The organism is Salinibius halmophilus, assembly GCF_003577475.1.
Lineage (GTDB): Bacteria > Pseudomonadota > Gammaproteobacteria > Pseudomonadales > Natronospirillaceae > Salinibius > Salinibius halmophilus.
Map to the genome: position 1 here is coordinate 1 of NZ_QPEP01000014.1, position 19,277 is coordinate 19,277.

The 19,277-nt window shown below is 47.7% G+C and carries 24 protein-coding genes; 15 read left to right on the forward strand and 9 right to left on the reverse strand.

What is annotated here, in order from left to right; genetic code table 11:
- Positions 1–441: 441 nt before the first annotated feature.
- The 9 genes from DUW71_RS15130 to tatC all read left to right on the forward strand — a co-directional run bounded on the left by DUW71_RS15130 (position 442) and on the right by tatC (position 5,698).
- The gene (locus DUW71_RS15130) at positions 442–639 is read left to right on the forward strand and encodes a hypothetical protein (RefSeq protein ID WP_119396113.1); all 198 of its coding nucleotides are present in this window, start codon (positions 442–444) and stop codon (positions 637–639) included.
- 69 nt (positions 640–708) lie between these two features.
- Positions 709–1,458 carry a bifunctional demethylmenaquinone methyltransferase/2-methoxy-6-polyprenyl-1,4-benzoquinol methylase UbiE gene (gene ubiE / locus DUW71_RS15135; RefSeq protein ID WP_119396114.1) on the forward strand — a complete coding sequence of 250 codons (750 nt, stop codon included), beginning with the start codon at positions 709–711 and terminating at the stop codon, positions 1,456–1,458.
- Positions 1,458–2,042, forward strand: coding sequence for an SCP2 sterol-binding domain-containing protein (locus DUW71_RS15140; protein ID WP_119396115.1), 585 nt, complete (start codon positions 1,458–1,460; stop codon positions 2,040–2,042). Before ubiE ends, DUW71_RS15140 begins: the two co-directional genes overlap by 1 nt.
- On the forward strand, positions 2,042–3,709 hold the full coding sequence (gene ubiB / locus DUW71_RS15145) for a ubiquinone biosynthesis regulatory protein kinase UbiB (protein WP_119396116.1): 1,668 nt from the start codon (positions 2,042–2,044) through the stop codon (positions 3,707–3,709). Before DUW71_RS15140 ends, ubiB begins: the two co-directional genes overlap by 1 nt.
- Entirely contained in the window at positions 3,702–4,037 is a 336-nt protein-coding gene (locus tag DUW71_RS15150) for a phosphoribosyl-ATP diphosphatase (protein ID WP_119396117.1), read from the forward strand. The genes ubiB and DUW71_RS15150 overlap by 8 nt, the downstream gene beginning before the upstream one ends.
- 3 nt (positions 4,038–4,040) lie before the next feature.
- Positions 4,041–4,385, forward strand: coding sequence for a histidine triad nucleotide-binding protein (locus DUW71_RS15155; protein ID WP_119396118.1), 345 nt, complete (start codon positions 4,041–4,043; stop codon positions 4,383–4,385).
- Positions 4,386–4,394: 9 nt separating this feature from the next.
- Positions 4,395–4,646, forward strand: a complete 252-nt coding sequence (gene tatA / locus DUW71_RS15160; protein WP_119396119.1) for a twin-arginine translocase TatA/TatE family subunit — start codon at positions 4,395–4,397, stop codon at positions 4,644–4,646.
- A 3-nt stretch (positions 4,647–4,649) separates the two neighbouring features.
- A complete protein-coding gene (tatB, locus tag DUW71_RS15165; RefSeq protein WP_119396120.1) occupies positions 4,650–4,913 on the forward strand; it encodes a Sec-independent protein translocase protein TatB in 264 nt (87 codons plus the stop codon).
- Positions 4,910–5,698, forward strand: coding sequence for a twin-arginine translocase subunit TatC (tatC, locus tag DUW71_RS15170; protein ID WP_233546163.1), 789 nt, complete (start codon positions 4,910–4,912; stop codon positions 5,696–5,698). The genes tatB and tatC overlap by 4 nt, the downstream gene beginning before the upstream one ends.
- Here tatC and DUW71_RS15175 read toward each other — a convergent pair.
- A complete protein-coding gene (locus DUW71_RS15175; RefSeq protein WP_158584157.1) occupies positions 5,607–6,218 on the reverse strand; it encodes a hypothetical protein in 612 nt (203 codons plus the stop codon). The two genes, tatC and DUW71_RS15175, sit on opposite strands and share 92 nt — an antisense overlap.
- A 68-nt stretch (positions 6,219–6,286) precedes the next feature.
- Here DUW71_RS15175 and DUW71_RS15180 point away from each other — a divergent pair, with 68 nt between their 5' ends.
- The 4 genes from DUW71_RS15180 to DUW71_RS15195 all read left to right on the forward strand — a co-directional run bounded on the left by DUW71_RS15180 (position 6,287) and on the right by DUW71_RS15195 (position 7,943).
- Positions 6,287–6,601: a YbjQ family protein gene (locus tag DUW71_RS15180; RefSeq protein ID WP_119396214.1), complete on the forward strand. Its 315-nt coding sequence runs from the start codon at positions 6,287–6,289 to the stop codon at positions 6,599–6,601.
- The gene (locus DUW71_RS15185) at positions 6,598–7,053 is read left to right on the forward strand and encodes a heavy metal-binding domain-containing protein (RefSeq protein WP_119396122.1); all 456 of its coding nucleotides are present in this window, start codon (positions 6,598–6,600) and stop codon (positions 7,051–7,053) included. Before DUW71_RS15180 ends, DUW71_RS15185 begins: the two co-directional genes overlap by 4 nt.
- Positions 7,054–7,145: 92 nt before the next feature.
- Positions 7,146–7,439, forward strand: a complete 294-nt coding sequence (locus tag DUW71_RS15190; RefSeq protein WP_158584158.1) for a hypothetical protein — start codon at positions 7,146–7,148, stop codon at positions 7,437–7,439.
- Positions 7,440–7,511: 72 nt separating this feature from the next.
- On the forward strand, positions 7,512–7,943 hold the full coding sequence (locus DUW71_RS15195; RefSeq protein ID WP_119396124.1) for a DUF411 domain-containing protein: 432 nt from the start codon (positions 7,512–7,514) through the stop codon (positions 7,941–7,943).
- Positions 7,944–8,008: 65 nt separating this feature from the next.
- On the opposite strand, the gene DUW71_RS15200 is transcribed toward DUW71_RS15195, so the two are convergent.
- The 6 genes from DUW71_RS15200 to DUW71_RS15225 form a co-directional block, all read right to left on the reverse strand.
- Entirely contained in the window at positions 8,009–8,590 is a 582-nt protein-coding gene (locus DUW71_RS15200; RefSeq protein WP_119396125.1) for a penicillin-binding protein activator LpoB, read from the reverse strand.
- 3 nt (positions 8,591–8,593) lie between these two features.
- On the reverse strand, positions 8,594–9,931 hold the full coding sequence (locus DUW71_RS15205) for a hypothetical protein (protein WP_119396126.1): 1,338 nt from the start codon (positions 9,929–9,931) through the stop codon (positions 8,594–8,596).
- Positions 9,932–9,954: 23 nt separating this feature from the next.
- Complete coding sequence (locus DUW71_RS15210) at positions 9,955–10,485, reverse strand: hypothetical protein (RefSeq protein ID WP_119396127.1); 531 nt, start codon at positions 10,483–10,485, stop codon at positions 9,955–9,957.
- Positions 10,485–11,714: a phosphoglycerate dehydrogenase gene (gene serA / locus DUW71_RS15215; RefSeq protein WP_119396128.1), complete on the reverse strand. Its 1,230-nt coding sequence runs from the start codon at positions 11,712–11,714 to the stop codon at positions 10,485–10,487. The genes DUW71_RS15210 and serA overlap by 1 nt, the downstream gene beginning before the upstream one ends.
- 329 nt (positions 11,715–12,043) lie before the next feature.
- On the reverse strand, positions 12,044–13,120 hold the full coding sequence (fbaA, locus tag DUW71_RS15220; RefSeq protein WP_119396129.1) for a class II fructose-bisphosphate aldolase: 1,077 nt from the start codon (positions 13,118–13,120) through the stop codon (positions 12,044–12,046).
- A gap of 66 nt (positions 13,121–13,186) precedes the next feature.
- Positions 13,187–14,350, reverse strand: a complete 1,164-nt coding sequence (locus tag DUW71_RS15225; protein WP_119396130.1) for a phosphoglycerate kinase — start codon at positions 14,348–14,350, stop codon at positions 13,187–13,189.
- A gap of 260 nt (positions 14,351–14,610) precedes the next feature.
- On the opposite strand from DUW71_RS15225, the gene DUW71_RS15230 reads away from it, so the two are divergent.
- Entirely contained in the window at positions 14,611–15,465 is an 855-nt protein-coding gene (locus DUW71_RS15230; protein ID WP_119396131.1) for an NDR1/HIN1-like protein, read from the forward strand.
- Between the two features lie 23 nt (positions 15,466–15,488).
- Positions 15,489–17,645, forward strand: coding sequence for a hybrid sensor histidine kinase/response regulator (locus DUW71_RS15235; protein ID WP_119396132.1), 2,157 nt, complete (start codon positions 15,489–15,491; stop codon positions 17,643–17,645).
- 389 nt (positions 17,646–18,034) lie between these two features.
- Here the strand turns inward: DUW71_RS15235 and DUW71_RS15240 are convergent, their stop codons facing one another.
- A complete protein-coding gene (locus DUW71_RS15240) occupies positions 18,035–18,652 on the reverse strand; it encodes a LysE family translocator (protein ID WP_119396133.1) in 618 nt (205 codons plus the stop codon).
- A 1-nt stretch (position 18,653) separates the two neighbouring features.
- On the reverse strand, positions 18,654–19,274 hold the full coding sequence (locus tag DUW71_RS15245) for a MarC family protein (protein WP_119396134.1): 621 nt from the start codon (positions 19,272–19,274) through the stop codon (positions 18,654–18,656).
- Positions 19,275–19,277 lie beyond the last annotated feature (3 nt).

Sequence of the window (19,277 nt, forward strand, 5' to 3'; positions counted from 1 at the left end):
TGTCGTTCTTGGCAAGGGCTGCGTATCTTAATGATTCCCCGCAGCGTGTCAACCAGTTTTTCTAAGAAAGTTTCGAAAAGTTTTTCAGAACTTTCAGCAACTTAGCGAAGAGTGAACCCTCACCAGCCGCTTGGCTGACTCAGCGTTGCTGGCCGTTTTGGCTGTGCCCCGCTGGTGTGGAGGCGCATTATAGAGACAAAGCCAAATGCGTCAACACTTTTTTTGAAGTTTTCTAAATTTTTTTCCTTTTAAATCATAGAGTTAGTACCCACACACTCGCTAGGGGCATAAACCCTATGACACTGATACCAATTAGAACCAAGTCTCAGTTTGCAGTTGAGCCAAGTGAACGAAGTCACATTACTACGCAAGTTAAATAGTGTCGCAGCCGTTTATCCGCACAATGATAGACAACAAGCAATTAGACAGGAGCCGTAGTAAATGGCCTCTAACAGTAAGTACTCGTTGCTATTAGTCGTTTTGGCATCTTTTGGCGTAATGTTCGCCGGGGTTGGACTAGTAGTAGGACTATCTATTAATCAGCTAACGATTACGTTTGGTATGGCAGCGATTGGCTGGCTGTTTATTCTGCCACTTTTGGTAACCGGCCTAAAACAAAGCTGGCAAACAAAGCACTAATAAAGTGGCAATAAGCGAGACAAAGCTAGCACTCCCCCTTACAATGGCTAGAAAATTATTGGGGGCGTTATGTCAGATCAGCAGAAAACCCATTTTGGGTATCAAACCGTCGATGTAGATGAAAAGCAGAAACGCGTAGCAGACGTTTTCCACTCAGTTGCAGCACGCTATGACGTTATGAACGACTTAATGTCTGGTGGCGTTCACCGACTTTGGAAGTTTGTAACCATAGAAGCTAGTGCCGCTCGACCAGGCCAAAAGATCCTCGACATTGCCGGTGGCACTGGTGACCTTACCAAAGCCTTTAGTAAAAAGGTTGGCCCAACGGGCAAAGTCTACCTCTCCGATATCAACGACTCTATGCTGAAAGTCGGTCGCGATAGACTAACCAACCTTGGCTACACCGATAACGTAGAAGTCGTACAAGCAAACGCCGAAGTTTTACCTTTCCCAGACAACCATTTTGATGTGGTTAGCATCAGCTTTGGTCTGCGTAATGTTACTCGCAAAGAAGTCGCGATCAAAGAAATGCATCGTGTACTGAAACCTGGCGGCCGCTTATTAATTCTAGAGTTCTCTCACCCAACGGTGCCAGGTTTGGGTAAACTATATGACATGTATAGTTTCACGGCCTTGCCGTTGATGGGTAAGTTAGTAGTGGGTGATGGCGACAGCTATAAGTATTTGGCTGAGTCGATTCGTATGCACCCAGATCAAGAAACGCTTAAAGGTATCATGCTCGAGCAAGGGTTTGCCAAAGCCGACTATCAAAATATGACAGGCGGCATTGTGGCCTTGCATAAGGGGTATAAAGCCTAATGTGGCGTAACCTTGCGATCATTGCTAGCAAGCAGTTATTGGCGCATTCGGTTGTTACCCGCCAAGCGGTAAATGATTTAGCGGGCAAAACCATGCAGATCGTTGTTGGCGAGCTTAGTTCGCCCGTTACGATTGCGTTTCATACCGGCTACATTGCTTTGCCTGAGCAACCACACAAAGTAGATTTAAAGATCGTCGCGACATTGGCAGATTTACGTGCCTTAGCCAGCAGTGACAATGTCCAGGCAGAGTTATCACAACGCAGCATTCGCATTGAAGGCGATACAGCCATGCTGTTTGCCGTGCAACGTCTATTGCAGTCGCCAGATATTAGCGTCACGCCGTTTTTAGTACCTGCATTAGGCTATCAAGGTGCGCAGGCGGTAGAGGTTGCACTGACTGGCTTAGCATCGCTGCTTAGCGCGGCATATTCTAGCCAATTGCGGCAAGCTGAAGAATGGCTAGTGTGGGAATCAGATTTAGTTGCTAGTCGCGCCCAGTTTGAGGCCATTGCCGACGACCTAGAACAGTTAAGAATCGACATCGCCGCCTTAGCAACACAATTAGCAAAATTGGAGCATTAATGAAGAGCATTTGGCGCGGCTTGCGCATTTTGCATGTCACCGCACGATACCGATTGGATCTATTGCTACCTAGCAACCTGCCATTCCCGATACGTGTTTTGCTTTTCTTGTTACCTGCCCGCTGGATATATCGTGCTAAACAATCACCAGAAGCTAACCTACGGGCGGCACTAGAATCCCTTGGCCCAATCTTTGTAAAATTCGGCCAGATCCTCTCGACTAGACGAGACCTATTACCCCCAGCACTCGCCGTTGAGCTTGCCAAGTTGCAAGACCAAGTGCCGCCATTTGATAGCGAGCTAGCAAAACGAACCATCGAGAAGTCGCTGAACCAACGAATCGACGAGTTGTTTGATCGCTTTGACGAAAAGCCCCTAGCGTCCGCTTCTATTGCCCAAGTGCATTCTGCCAAATTAAAAACGGGCGAAGAAGTCGTTGTGAAGGTTATTCGGCCTGGCATCCGCTCAACAATTGAGCATGATCTGGCCTTGATTGGCCTAATCGCCAAGTTAATAAGTCGCCTGCCGGATGGTCGCCGGTTACGCCCAGTAGAAGTGGTCGAGGATTACCGCGCGACTGTGCTTGATGAGCTCGACCTGATGAAAGAAGGCGCTAACGCAACCACCCTTAAGCGCAACTTTGCTGATGGCGACATGCTTTATGTCCCCAGCATCTATTGGGATTACTCCCGCTCTAATGTGTTAGTGATGGAACGTATCTATGGCGTGCCCATTTCCGACATTGAAACGCTTAAAGCACACAACGTCGACTTCCGCGTCCTCGCCGAGAAAGGCGTTGAGATATTCTTCACCCAAGTCTTCCGCGACAGCTTCTTTCATGCCGACATGCACCCAGGTAATGTGTTCGTCGATATTAGCGACCCGGCCAACCCAGGTTACATCGGTATAGACTGCGGCATTGTTGGTACACTTTCCGACGATGACCAAAACTACCTAGCACAGAACCTAATCGCGTTTTTCAATCACGACTATCATAGAGTGGCCGCACTCCATGTTGAGTCTGGCTGGGTGCCACCACAAACCCCTGTGCGTGAGTTTGAAGGCGCCATTCGAGCAGTGTGCGAGCCAATTTTTGAGAAGCCTTTAGCTGAAATATCATTTGGCCAAGTACTGATTCGTTTATTCCAAACAGCACGTCGCTTTGATATGCAAGTGCAGCCGCAGTTAGTGTTACTGCAAAAAACCCTGCTTAACATTGAGGGGCTAGGCCGCCAACTTTATCCTCAACTCGACCTATGGCAAACAGCAAAACCGTTTCTAGAGCGCTGGATGCGCGACCGCCTTGGGCCAAAACGATTACTTAAACAGGTAAAAGCGCGTGCACCTGAGTGGATTGACCGATTACCACAGCTACCTGACCATATTTGGCATGCCTTGCAAGTACAGCAGGAGCAGGCTCGCATGTTGGATAAGCAGCAAAAGAACATAGACCGTCTAGCGCGCGAGCTAAAGTTCCAACGCCAGCAAAAGCAAGCATGGCTGCTCACTGGCGTATTGCTATTGGTTGCTTGGGTATTGCTACCAGACGGTCAGCAAATTCATACATGGCAAAACTGGCAGCTTAGCCAATGGGCGTGTATCGCGGCCGCCGGTGTCGCGCTTGCATGGCCTTCTATTTATCGTTTTTTGGGATCGGACAATGACTGACGTATTAAAAGAACTCACGACAATTCTTGAACAGCGCAAAGGCGCGAGCCCAGATACCTCGTATGTTGCGCAGTTACATCACAAGGGCTTAAACAAAATTCTGGAAAAGGTTGGCGAAGAGTCATTCGAGACAGTTTTGGCTGCCAGAGACGCAGAGTTAGACCCAGTTCACAAAAAATCGTTAATTGGCGAAACGGCAGACCTGTGGTTCCATACTCTTGTAATGCTTAGTCATTTAAACTTAACTGCTGACGATGTGCTTGACGAACTAGCCAGACGTTTTGATATGTCGGGCTTAGAAGAGAAAGCGAGTCGTATTAAGGACTAAACTATGACTGATTGCCTATTTTGCAAGATTATCGCCGGCGAAATTCCGAGTGATATTGTTTACCGCGATGATGAAATGCTGGTGTTTAAAGACATAGCGCCGAAAGCACCCGTGCATTTATTAGCCATTCCATTGCGTCACATCGAAAATCTAGATGATCTTGATGGCGACGCCCAAGCATTGCTTGGCCGAATGCTTGGCAAGGTGAGCAAAATTGCTCATGACGCGGGCTTGGCAGAAGGGTATCGAGTTATTACCAATACTAACGCGGGTGGTGGGCAAGAAGTCTATCATTTGCATTTTCATATTCTTGGCGATGTTCGCCAGGCTACTTGGGCTGGAATGTAAGGTATTACTATGTTTGCTGGTATGAGTATTTGGCAGCTTGTTATTATCGCAGTTATCGTGATTGCGATCTTCGGCACGAAGAAGTTACGCAATATGGGTTCTGATGTGGGTGGCGCCGTAAAAGATTTTAAAAAAGCCATGCATGATGAAGAGTCTAAAGACGATAAAAAAGATGAATCACCAGCACAGTTGAACCACAAAGAAGGCGACGCCAACTTTAGTGAGCTCAACAGCCAAAAAGAAAAAGATAAGCAGTCTTAAGCTATGTTCGACGTTGGCTTTTTTGAATTATTGCTTATTGGCATGATCGCTCTAGTGGTGGTTGGCCCCGAACGCTTACCAAAAGTGGCACAAACTGCTGGTAAATGGGTAGGTGCCGCTAAACGCTATGCGATGTCGTTACAGCGCCAGTTGGACGCCGAAGTACGAATTGAAGAGATGAATCGCAAGATTATGGAAGCCCATCCGAACGAGCCAACTGCGGAAGAGAACATAAAAAAGCTGCAGCAAGAAGAACAGAATAAATGAACCTACCCGATTCAAGCATGCCGCTGGTTAATCACCTACGGGAACTGCGCAAGCGCTTAATCATTTCATCGGTAACCGTTGCCGTGGTGTTTGCTGGGTTATGGTTTTTCGCCCGCGACATGCACGAAATACTTGCTGCACCACTACAGGCACTGCTGGTCGATAGCGACGGCAGTGCGCTCATTGCAACAGGCATCGCATCGCCATTTTTAGTGCCATTTAAACTTACCATGGTATTAGCAGTGCTGATTAGCGTGCCGGTACTTCTGCATCAAATTTGGGCGTTCGTTTCACCAGGCTTGTATCAGCACGAGCGCAAGTTTGCTATGCCGTTGCTGTTTAGCAGTATCGTGCTGTTCTATAGCGGTGTCGCATTCTGCTACTTTGTTGTATTGCCCCTGGTATATGGCTTCTTTACTGGCTTTGCCAGTGAGGGCATTACGCTGATGCCAGACATCGCCAATCACCTTGATTTTACCCTCAAGCTGATATTTGCCTTTGGTATTGCCTTTGAAATTCCAATCGCAACGGCACTACTGGTAAAAAGTGGCGCCGTAAGTCGGGAAACCTTGCAGCAAAAACGTGCTTATGTGTTTCTAACCTGCTTTATTATTGGCATGTTTATCACACCGCCTGATATGTTTTCGCAAACGATTCTGGCTGTGCCGATGTACTTGTTATTTGAAGCAGGGCTTATTGCGTCTCGATTTCTAGGTCAGCCACCCATTTCGAGAACGCCTGAGGATTTAGAAGAATCGCCGGATCAGACTTCGACTGACCAATAAGACCAGCAAACAAAGATTTCGTTCGCGGTGCGATGCGCGGCAATAACGCTAGCGCATCAGCGAGCGGCTGTATGTGGCTGTCGTCCACCGTGTGGGTATCGGCAACCAAATCAACAACAAAGCCAATTAATGGCTTGTTGCCATCACGCGTTGTGTATACCAGCACCGGCTTGAGCTGCTCTTTTGCCTCTTGCAAGCGCTCACCGAGCTTTTCCATATCGTCTTTCGCTGTCACACCCGCAAGACGTCTTGCTAGGCGAGCTTCACTTTGCGACAACACTTGTTGATTGGAGAGTTTCGCAAGCAACTCACTAATTAGAACGTCAGTCGACTTACCTTCGAGCATTTTCACCAAGTCAAAAATAGGTGTCGACACACCTAGGTACTCTTTTACCCCTATCAAGTCAGGGTCATCGCCCGGCACAGTGACATAGTCATCAGCCAGCTGCTCAGTTAACAAAATATCTAAAATGGGCAAGGCGACAGTTTTACTGCCAGCGACAAAGTTCACGACATCCACAATTGCTTCTACCCTGTTTGGTCTCTATGGCAGAATAGACCAAAGTGCGCGCTATTGAGGAAGAAATCGTGTTAACTAGTAATATAGAAACCCTACCAGGCTATCGAATTACCCAACACCTCGGGCTTGTGGAAGGCAGCACCGTGCGCGCTAAAAATGTTGGCCGCGACATTTTGTCATCAATAAAGAACTTATTTGGCGGCGAACTGGAGAGCTACACCGACCTAATGCGAGAAGCACGGGCTGAAGCCGAAACCCGTATGCTTGAAGCAGCAAAACAACTTGGTGCCAATGCAGTGATTAACATCCGCTTTAGCACCACCAGCATCGCCGATGGCGCAAGTGAAGTTTTAGCCTATGGCACAGCGGTAGTGGTTGAATGAGCGCACTACTCTGGGACCTGATTCCCTTTATTAGTATCGTGCTCATAGCAGCCATCACTCGCATGCTATTGACCCGTGCGCATCTGCTAGCCCTAGCTCGCGGTGAGCAACGGCTGCAACATATACAGCTGCGCAACACACAGCAATATCACGGCTCAGGCCAAGGCAAACTAATTTGTGCCGAAGTTGTCTTAGCAGTCGATGCATTTAGCAGTTTACGCTGGGCAATAAGGTCGTTGATTGGTGGCGAAGCAAAAGCTTTACAAAAGCTAACCTGTCGAGCACGTCGCGAGGCACTGCTTCGCTTGCGCCGAGAGGCACAAGCAAGCGGCAGTAAACTTGTGATTGGCGTGCGTATTGAACCGGCAAGGCTTAATGCCACCTTTGGGCGTAATCAACATCGCATTGCCTTGCGGGTGACCGGCACGGCAATTAAGCTCGCCCATTCATAGAAAAAAGCATAACTGAATAAAAATTGAAGCTGGGTCACTAAAACTGATCTAGATTCTTGCCAAGTAAAATGGTGTGCGCGTATCTTATGCTTATGAACAAGTTTCTTTATTACATACTGGTACTCGCATTGTTAGCGTCTTCGACGATCGCAACTGCCAATCAAATACCAGACATACAGGCAAGCGTGCACGCCACCGAGATGCCATGTCAGAGTATGGATGAGCCATGTTCACCAGAAATTCACAACTGCTGCCAATGGGTTGCCCTCGCGGCTAACCAAGCACCACCATTGCTGGCAGCACCTTCAGCCATTATCCTGCCCGTGCAGCCACAGCTTGTTAGTGCTGCCACCTCACCACCATTTAAGCCACCAAGGCAATCATAACTCTTACCAATTCAATATTATCGTTAAGTAAAGTTTGTGCGCTTTAGCGCTCTGCAACATATAGGTATTGTTATGAAAAAATTAGTGATCGCTACACTTGCCAGCACCCTTGGTTTATCGGCATTAGCCGCAGAAATGACCGTACACAAATCACCTTACTGTGGTTGCTGCACCGGCTGGGTTGAGATTATGGAAGATAAAGGCCATGAGTTAACTGTGATCGAAACCGAAAACGTTAACGACATAAAGGTCGCGCTTGGTATTACTCCTAACTTGGCAAGCTGCCACACAGTCGAAGCGGATGATTATTTCTTTGAAGGTCATATCCCAGAAGCAGAAATTGTTCGCTTTCTAGAGAACCCGCCTGCGGGTGCAGTAGGGCTAACTGTGCCAGGCATGCCAATGATGAGCCCAGGCATGGCGCCGGAAGGTGAAACGTACCGCGACTTTGATGTGCTATTAGTACGTGAAGACGGTAGCACTGAGGTGTATGCGAGCTACTAAATAGGGCTAAAGGGAACCTCTAAATAGCGGTATGACTCAATACCGCTATTGCTTAATAAAGCGGCTTAAAAAGTAGCCGCTTTCTGAATCTTCTTCTGACCGATCCAAACTTCTTCGTTGGTTTCGAGATTAATCAAGGTTAGATCCACTTGATAACTGGTTACTCGACGATCTTGCCACTCATCAACAAATGAATTAATGACCCCAGCCAAAGCAAAGTCGGCACCTAGCTCTTTGCCCCACTGTGACATGCTATCCACTGTCGCATATCCGTCTTGTGCTTCGCGCTCCTCACGCAAGGCTTCGCGTTGAACACTATCGGCAACAAAACGCAGTTTGCCAGTTTGCAAAGAGGCTCGCTTGATGTCGTTAACAAATGTATCGACTGAGACATGCTCATGTGACTTGTTGCGAATGGTTTGCACGATAATGGTTGGGCGGTCTTCACCTGAACGCAGCCAGTCTTTATACCAAGGGAAGGTAATCATTTCGCCAATCATCGCATCAGCCACAAGGCGGCTATCTTCGGCATTCCATTTGTCGGTCAGGGCAATCTCGATATTTGGGTCGACTCGCTGCACAACTGGATTGCTAGCACAGCCAACAAGCACCATAGCAGATAGTGCAAGGGTAAGTAGGCGACGCATTTGTCACTCCTTTATTGATTGGTTTGCGGTTAAATATAGCCTGATTTGACCAGCCGAAAGCTGAACGTCTGGGTTATTAATGGTTCTTGTTACGTGGACATAGCGTGGCATTGCCATCCAGTAGCGCGTATCCGCCGTGGAGACAGCAGCGTTGTATAGCGACAGCAGTATAGAGACGACCTGCAATTCAGTGCTCGTTGAACTGTCAATCACTTCCACAGCTGCTGCTTTGCTCAGCTCGCGCACGGCAGTATTAATCATCAATCTTGGTAGCTGCGCTTGGTAATCTAGGTGTGCAGCCTGGGCGGGCGAAAACACAATGTGGTCTTGTTTAGCCGGCATAGCTACCGGTGGTACATAAGGCACAGAGAAATTAATCACACTGACATCAAAGGCCTCACTGGCAGGTAAGCTGACCGAGGCAGTGCCATATAAACTTGTCAGCAACAAGCTGCCTTCTTGGCCACGAGCGCTAACAATTAGCTCATCACCTAAGCGTGCAATGGTAAAGCCAACTTCGCGAACGATTGGTCGCCAGTCTTTGTAATCGACTGTAAGTGTTTGCCAGCTAGTCGCCCGCCATTCAATCACTTGTTGCTGTAATGCTTCAGGCAATTGAGTCACTTCGTCTTGCCAGCTATCGCCTAACTGCTTGTGCATTCTAAGTTTATCAGCGAGTGCTTGTTCCGCTAGCCAGCCGGTCGCATTACGCTCTGCCGAGTAATAAGCAATTCTGGCATTGTCCCATTCATTTAGGCGCTCATAAGCAACCCCTACCCACCACCAGTAGTAGGCCGCTATACTTGGGTCTTGCAGGGGTTGTGCCGCGCTAACCAGCGAGTCAAACATACCCTGCTCGCTCTCTAGGCGGCGGTTACTCTCTAACAACATCGACAGACGCCTTGCTTCTACCCGCATGCCATCAAGCGCTGCGATGCCACCACCTTGCTGGGCGAGGATAAAATAGTTCTTTAACTGCAAATAATGCGAATACCAACGCTCACTTATCCAAGGCTGGTAGACGGCACTATCCTGGGTGGCAAAAAAACGTTTGAGCCGCTCTTCATTGTTTAGCTCAAGCCAAGCACGGGTTAATGAATCAGCGCGCTGGAGGGATCGGTTAGATTCGCCATATTGGCCTTGCAGATGTTGCAGGCTCCCTAACTCTAGCCAATAGAGTATGCGCTCGCTGCCAGTGGGGTCGACGAGTTCGGTAAGGGTCGCTTCAGCTGCACCAAGCGCTTGCTCAGTTAACTGAGACTGATAGGCTTGCTGGCGATCACCATAGGTAGCACAGCCGCTGAGCGTGAGTAAAATTGCAAGGCTAATCCATAAACGCATGCACACAGTGTTGCTCAACCCGATTAATTAAGACTGAATTCCCGCCAGCTTTCAATCACGGTCTGGCGATCCGAGAGTGGCACTTGCCAGAATGGCCAATTGTCGCTTAGTAGCTTTTCACCAGCCACAATCCAACTATTTTCATCCATCCCTACTACAACATATAGTTGGCCTTGCGGGCTTCTACGGCTACCTAAAACAGGGGTTTGCTGTAACTGAGCAAGCGCAAGCTCAGTTGCTTGGCTGCTATCGCGATAAATCCCAACTTGCTGTGATACCGCAGCTTGCAGCCGTTCAGCCAACTGCTTAACAGCTAACAAGCGAGCCACTTGCTGAGCTTGCAAAGGCGCTTGGTTATCTGTAGCCGTCGTCCCCACTGCCGCGTATTCAACGCCAACTTGCTGCGGATCGCACAGCCAGTTAGGCGCTAACGTCAGTGGGTCGTCGGGAAACTCGCAAGAAATATCGGCAAGGTTGCGACCGCTCAATATACTGCAACCACTCAACAGCAGTGTTGTAGCAATAATCGACGATAGCAACCAAGCCTTATGCATTAGAACAAGATCCGCGATTTCAGTGTGCCAGCCACTGTGCGAATTTTCTCTAACGCTTCACCTGAACATGCTTTATCTACATCAATGACCACATAACCAACCTCGTCATTGGTTTGTAGATATTGGCCAGCGATATTAAAGCCATTGTCCGAGAACGTTTTATTGATCTCAGAAATCACACCTGGGCGATTCTCATGGATATGAAGAATGCGATGGGTGTCACCAGTAGCTGGCAGTGCTACTTCTGGGAAGTTCACAGACGACAACGTCGTGCCATTATCAGAGTAAGCCGCCAGTTTGTCAGCAACTTCAATACCAATGTTGACCTGTGCTTCTTGCGTTGAACCACCTACGTGCGGCGTAAGAATAGCGTTATCAAACTTGCGCAGCGGTGACTCGAACTCTTCATCAGCCGAGCGCGGCTCAACTGGGAATACATCGATTGCCGTACCCAAAAGCTTGCCGCTTTCCATCACTTCACATAGCGCGTCGATATCAACAGTCGTACCACGGGCAGCGTTAATGAAGATAGAACCATCTTTCATCTTGGCGAACTGCTCTTTGCCCATCATCCACTTGGTTGCAGCGGTTTCAGGTACATGTAATGAGATGACATCACTAGTTGCTAACAGCTCGTCCATGGTTTCAATCTGGGTTGCATTGCCCATTGGCAGCTTAGGAACGATATCGTAGAACTGCACGTTCATACCAATGCTTTCAGCCAATACCGACACCTGCGCGCCGATGTTGCCATAACCAACAATACCCAGTGTTTTGCCACGTGCTTCAAAGCTGTTAACTGCGTTTTTCAGCCACTCACCACGGTGAGCAGCAGCACTGCGATGTGGCACACCACGGAACAACATGATGGTTTCAGCCAATACTAGTTCAGCGACTGAACGTGTATTTGAATAAGGTGCATTAAATACTGGCACGCCGTGACGAGTTGCCGCCTTGAGGTCAACTTGGTTGGTGCCAATGCAGAAACAACCTACTGCAACCAGCTTTTCAGCGGCGTCAAATATTTCGGCTGTTAGGTTCGTACGCGAACGAATACCAACAAAGTGGGCATCTTTAATCGATGCAATAAGGTCTTCTTTTGGTAAAGAGCCTTTATGGTATTCGATGTTGGTGTATCCGGCGCGCGTAAAGGTATCCACCGCAGATTGGTGAACGCCCTCTAGCAATAAGATTTTGATTTTAGCTTTATCGAGAGACGTCTGTGCCATGCTTGTGTGCTTCCATAGGTTGGAAAGGTTGCAATCGCGGGCAAGTTTACCACAGCTTTAGTTAATGCCATTAACTTAACGATAAAAACATTGGTGGATTCACAATGAGCAAGGGCCATCATTTCTTCAGCACGCCGTGAATCCATCCATGGAGGCTCGGCACCTGCTCCCTGCAGGTGACGGCTTCGAAATGACAACCCACGCTCATTGAATGTCCAAATTTATCGTTAAGTTAATGGCATCAATATGCTGCACTCTTGCCAATAACTTGCCCAAAACCAAAAAGCCCCCGCACGAAGCGAGGGCTTTAGATCAAACACTAATATGACTTACAGTACGTCAATAGCGTTAAGATCCGCAAAAGCCTTCTCTAGACGAGCGACCATGCTTGTTTGACCTGCACGTAGCCATACGCGTGGGTCGTAGTATTTCTTGTTCGGCGCGTCTGGGCCTTCAGGGTTGCCGATCTGACCTTGTAGGTAGTCGAACTTCTCAGCCGCGTAAGCACGAACGCCGTCCCAAGTTGCCCACTGAGTGTCAGTATCGATGTTCATTTTGATCACACCGTAGCTGATAGACTCTTGGATCTCTGCTTCAGAAGAACCAGAACCACCGTGGAACACATAGCTTAGAGCGTTTGGAGCAATGCCAAACTTCTCAGAGCAGTATGCTTGTGAGTCACGAAGGATCGTTGGCTTAAGAACAACGTTACCTGGCTTGTAAACGCCGTGCACGTTACCGAATGAAGCGGCAATCGTGAAACGGTGAGACACTGCAGATAGCTTCTCGTACGCGTAAGCAACTTCTTCAGGCTTAGTGTAAAGGTCAGCTGTATCAACATCACTGTTGTCTACGCCGTCTTCTTCACCACCAGTGATGCCCAATTCGATTTCTAGCGTCATGCCCATTTTGTCCATGCGCTCTAGGTACTTAGCACAGATTTCCATGTTCTCTTCTAGTGACTCTTCAGAAAGGTCAATCATGTGAGAAGAGAATAGTGGCTTACCAGTTTCTTCGAAGTGCTTCTCGCTCGCGTCTAGTAGACCGTCGATCCATGGAAGTAGCTTCTTAGCAGCGTGGTCAGTGTGCAGAATAACTGGCACACCGTAAGCTTCTGCAAGCGCGTGTACTTGTTTAGCACCTGCGATCGCGCCTAGGATCTGCGCTTCTTGACCTTCTTTCTTCAAGCCTTTACCAGCGAAGAAAGCAGCACCACCGTTAGAGAACTGAACAACAACTGGCGCTTTAACCTTCGCCGCTGCTTCCAGAACCGCGTTCACTGAGTCAGAACCAACACAGTTAACCGCTGGTAGAGCGAACTTGTGCTCTTTTGCGATTTCAAATACTTTTTGTACGTCGTCACCAGTTAGTACACCTGGTTTTACTACGTCTAGGACTTTAGTCATTGCAAATTCCCACTAGGTTTTAAATATGCAAAAACCGCAGCATCGCTGCGGTTCTCTTAAAGGTGTTTAGCCTTTTGCGCGCTCTTCTAGGATCGCGACTGCTGGAAGCGTTTTGCCTTCTACAAATTCTAAGAAAGCACCACCGCCAGTTGAGATATAGCTAATTTTATCACTCAAGCCGTACTTGTCGATAGCTGCTAGTGTGTCACCACCACCGGCAACAGAGAAAGCATCACTCTCGGCGATGGCTTTCGCGACAACTTCAGTACCTTTAGAGAAGTTGTCGAACTCAAATACGCCACAAGGGCCATTCCAAAGAATTGTTTTTGCTTCTTTAAGAATTGCAGCAAACTTCTCTGCTGTTTGCTCGCCCAAATCCATGATTTCTTCGTCATCTTGGATATCTTCACGAGATTTGTTTACTGCCGGCTCATCAGCGCTGAAGTTCTTACCAACGCGAACGTCGATCACAGTTGGGATCTCAGTTTTCTGGATAAGCTTCTTCGCTTCTGGGATCAAGTCTGGCTCGTATAGAGACTTGCCAACATTGAAGCCACGAGTCGCAACAACAGTGTTAGAGATACCACCACCAACAATTACTTGGTCACAGATATCCGCTAGCTTGTCTAGCACTTGTAGCTTAGTAGAAACTTTTGAACCACCAACTAGTGCAACCAGTGGGCGAGCTGGGTTGTCCATTACTTTACCTAGCGCTTCTAGTTCGCCGGCAAGCAGCGGGCCTGCACAGGCAACCGGAGCGTATTGAGCAACACCATGGGTTGATGCCTGGGCGCGGTGAGCGGTACCAAATGCATCCATTACAAACACGTCGCAAAGAGCGGCGTATTTCTTCGACAATTCTTCTTCGTTCTTCTTCTCGCCTTTGTTAAAGCGTACGTTGTCTAGTACAACCACTTCACCGTCAGCGATTTCAACACCTTCAAGGTAATCTTTAACCAAACGCGCGTTAAAGCCTTTGTCTTTAAGATAAGAAACGATTGGCGCCAAAGACGCTTTTTCGTCGTACTCACCTTCAGTCGGGCGACCAAGGTGAGAAGTAATCATCAACTTAGCACCTTTTTCTAGGGCTAGTTTGATGGTTGGGATAGACGCATCAATTCGCTTAGCACTAGTGATGTTACCGTTGTCGTCTAGTGGCACGTTCAAATCCTGACGGATCAGTACACGTTTACCAGCCAGATCCTGTTCAGTCATTTTCAGTACAGACATGGCGTTTCCCTTGTATATCAGGTTTATTAGATAGGCCTATTCTATCGTTTGTTTGGTAATTTTGGCAGTGAAAAATGTAAGAAACTTACAAAACACTGCATTAAATCAAGAAATTTTGAGCTGAATCAGCCATTTTGTCCGGCTTAAAACAACAAGTTTGAAAGCAATTTTCATCTAGCCCTTCCTCACAATCGCGTTAGAATAGCGGATAGGGCGCCAAACTTGCCTACACTTACACAAACCATGCTTCGGAGAATCGCATGCTGGCCAGAAAAATTGCTTTGTATTTTAGTTTCATCACCACCCTTTTCATTGCTGGGTGTGCCTCGGTGCCAACACTGCAAAGCATGACCCCTGCGGTAGAGGTCACCAACACTCGCTTAGCTGGGCTTTCAATGCAATCCGCTAACGTTGAAGCGCTGATCGAAATTCAGAACAAAGCCCCGATAAATTTGATGACTAAAAATTTGCAGCTTGATTTACAAGTAGCAGGTCAAACTATTGCCGACGTGTTGTTAAACGACCCGATTAGCATAGAGGCTAATGGCAGCAAAATGGTTGCAGTGCCAATTAACTTGCCATACCAAGCTCTCTTTAATGCGGCCAACGAGCTAAAAGGTGCCAATGAGTTTTCTTTTGCCTTAGTTGGCAGCACAGCCTTTCCAATACCTGGGTTTGGTGATGCACGTGTACCGTTAAACTTTGAAGGCACTTTACCCATCCCGCAGCTGCCTAAAATCACTTTAGATGAAGTGGTATTAAGTGAACTGGGTGTGCGTAAAACAGTGATGGACGTATATATCGGCATCGAAAATCCAAATATATTTCCGCTAACCCTCACCGACTTCAACATTAAGATGGATGCCAATGACAATCGCCTGTTAGATGTGCGTGCGCTGCAGGACATCCAGGTCGCGTCGGGCGAATCCGTTCGTAAGAAGTTCCCATTAACCTTACAGATTGATCGTGCCGGCATCATGTTGTACCAGGCAATACTTGGGCAAGAGCCAATTGACTGGAATATCAGTGGTAGAACTGATGTACTAGGACTACAAGGCTTGTCAGTGAATGACCTAGGCATTGATATACAAGAGTACCTTTCTGCCTTTAAGTAGGGCCGCTTGAGGAGCACGTTGAAATGGCACAACACAAACAGGGAGAGCTCAGCAATAGCTTGCATAAAAAGCTTAGCTGGACACTAACCGCTAGCGCCTCTGTACTAGGGGTTAGCTTGCTCACTCTGCAATTAATGTGGGGTACGCCATTTCAACAAACGCCACAGTTTGCCGAAAAAGTAACCAACATTCGCAGCGAACTGATCAAAATACGCCTCGATTTAGATGCCTCCTCCAAATGGCAGGCACCACCAAGCAATCAAGTTCGACTCAATATCAATGAGCTGCGTCGTAAGATATTCGAGTTTACCCAGTCGATCGACAACAATGATGTCATTCTGATTCAGGCATCACTGTCACACTTTGAAAAAGAAGCTGATCTAATCCTATCGGGCAACATCGCCGCGTCGCGGATGCTGGCGGGCAATGCGCTCGTGCTGCTGGAGGAACACATTGATGCCGTTATTGCCAAAGAAATGTCGGATGCAGCCGAACGACTACAACGGCATAACTGGATTACCTATATCTTAGCAATCAGCTGGATGGTTAATTTGTTGACACTGATGGCGGTCATCATTCATGACCGGGTAAAAGTAAAACGCCATGCCGCCAAGTTAGACATTCAAGTGAATGAGCGTACCAAGGAGTTAACAGAGCTCGTTGACGCCTTATTGTTACAACGACAAGAACTGCTACAAGCACGCCGCCAAGCAGAGGCGGCGTCGGAAGCGAAAGCTGAGTTTCTGGCAACGATGAGCCATGAGATTCGCACACCACTCAATGGCGTGATCGGCATGACCGAGCTGCTTAGCCGACTAGACCTTAGCAATGCACAAAAGGAGTATGTAGAAGGCATTCGCAATAGTGGCGACACCTTAATGGCCATTATCAATGACATACTGGACTTCTCTCGTATTGAGTCCGGCATGTTTGAACTCGAGCATATCCCGTTCGATTTACTCAACGCACTAGAATACGGCCCTATTTTGCTGTCACCGAAAGCAAAAGAAAAAGGCTTACGCCTCAGTCTAGTCATTAGTCCGGACGTGCCTGAAACCGTACAAGGCGACAGCACTCGCTTAAAACAAGTCATCGTCAACCTACTTGGCAACGCAGTGAAGTTTACAAATCACGGTAAGGTTACGCTGTATGCTGACTATCATAACGACATGCTGAGCATCCGGGTCGCCGATACAGGCATTGGCATCCCAGAAGATCGGCAAAGCCGCCTTTTTCAATCATTCAGCCAAGTAGATGCCTCTACAACACGCAAGTTCGGCGGCACCGGACTTGGCTTAGCCATTAGCCAACAGCTTGTTAACCGAATGGGTGGCGACGGCATCAAGGTAACCAGCGAAGAAAATAAAGGCTCTACTTTCGCTTTTTCTATTCCATTACTTATGGTCCCCAATCAGGCCAGCCAAACCGAAAAAACTGAGTTCGATAATCTAACGTTGCTATCAGATTCACGCGTGCTTAAAGAAAGCGTGCAAGCCATTGCAAGCCGCTTGGGAATAAGCTTTCAAGGCGCAGGTGACCCAACCCTGCTACGCCCGTCGGAGCATTCTGCTCTGCTTGTCGAAGGCTCGGATGTCATTGACGCAGAAACCATTCAAGCTGCCAAGGTACAACTGCAACCGAAAAAGGTTTTATTCATCAATAATCGCTTCGCCCCACCTAGCGATGAAGATTCTTACCTCGACGAGCCCATTAGAATTAGTCAAATCAGACAAATGCTTTCCACCATTGAAGCACCACAACCTACATCTGAAACAGATGCTGATTTGAGCGCACTGCATGGTTTGTCGATTTTGGTGGCTGAGGACAATATTGTGAACCAGAAGATTCTGATTCGCTTTTTAGAAAAGCTGGGCATGCACCCCACCATTGCAGGCAACGGTAAACTCGCCATTGAGATGTTCGAGCTACACCAGCCGCCACTGATCTTAATGGATATGCAAATGCCAGAAATGGACGGTTTGCAAGCTACTCGACTTATTAGAGCATACAAAGACAAGCGCCAGCCCTACATAATTGCCCTAACAGCCAATGCGCGCCAGGAAGACAAACAGAGCTGCCTAGACGCCGGCATGGACGATTTTTTAGCCAAGCCGCTGCGACTATCTTCGCTACAAGAGGCGCTAAAAACCTGGTTAATGAAAAAAATAACTTGCATATGATAATCGTTATCATTACTATTTAACCGTTCCCGCGAGAAACATATCTCAACGGACACTGCTCTATACTCGTAACTCTGCTCGAAGGGCAACAGCTTATGGCTGTTGCCCTTTTTTTGGATTCACTAAAAGCAACCAATTATGTAATAAAACTACATTTTGCAGGGATTTGTTAGATTCTGAAATAAAAGAAGTACTGACTTAAAACAGTTTCCACGAACCAATATGGCGCAAATAGTTGAGCAGGCAAAAAAAATGCACCCAATTGGGTGCATAGAAGCCTTTTGAAGAGGCACGTTAGAAAAGCGGCTGAATACTGACTCTCTCATAATCAGCATTGGTTAACAGCTGGATGTAATTTTCCTACATTTAACCTTAACCTTAGCTGAATGTTAAAATACAGCACTGACAACATAGATTGACAGCAACAATAAAACTGCCCCCATGATGCGATCTAACCAATAACCATGTTGTTGCAAGCGCTGGCGAACCCATACATTGCCAATCAATAACGCAATCAAACTAAACAAACATGCGGTAGCAACCGGTAGGTAAACAAGTAACGCAACTTGTAGTGCAACAGGCGTTTGTTCGGTAGCCAGCAAACTAGAAAACAATGCCGCAAAAAACAGCAATGCTTTCACGTTCAAAGCGTTAGTCGCTAATCCGATAAGAAAGGCTTGTTTGCGCGACGGCAAATTACTGTCTTCAGACATAACCGATGGCTTAGCGGTTAACCCCTGCCAGCCAATCCAAGCCAAAAACGCCGCGCCAAATAGTTGTAGAACAGTCAACGACCAAGGGGCCACCTGCATTAGTGCAGTGATGCCAAACATGGTGAGGGCAACATGCAACAAGATTCCGCTGCCAATACCCGCTGCGGTAAGCAACGCAATGCGCCAGCCATAGCGCAAACTCTGACGCATAATCACAGCAAAATCAGGCCCAGGACTCATTACACCCAGTGCATGGATCACGGCAATCGAAAGAAACGTAGCGAGAGGGGTCAAGTTAACTCCTTTGAGTCATCCAAGCGGCAATGCCAAGCGCGTCCATCACCAATTCTACCGACAAGGCAGCCAGCAACATACCCATGACCCGCACTAAAATTGCAGCACCATTGCGGCCAATTACACGCAAGATAGGCTCGGCAGCGCGCATTAAACCATAGGTGAACAATAACACCGCAATCAAAACACCGGCAGTCATTAGTTGCTCGGTAAACGAGCGCGTCGCATTATCGGTTAATACAATCACCGCCATAATCGAACCTGGACCAGCAATATTTGGTACCGATAGCGGAAACACGGCCGGATCGTGGCCTTGCTCTATTTCCTCTTCCGGGTTACCAGACTCTTTTCCAAAGATCATCTGAATGCCGAATAAGAAGAGAATCACACCACCTGCCACCTGCAGCGAAATCAGCTGCACACCCATTGTCGACAACACCAGCTGACCCAAAATCATGGAGCCCAGTAGCACGGCAATGGAATATAGAATCGCCTTTGAAGCCGTTTTCTTGCGCCGCTCTGGTGGCATCGACGCAGTTACGGCAGCAAACAATGCCGTCGATCCAATCGGATCGATCGTGGCAAACAAAATCAGCGCGTCGCGCAATATATTTTCTAGCATTTT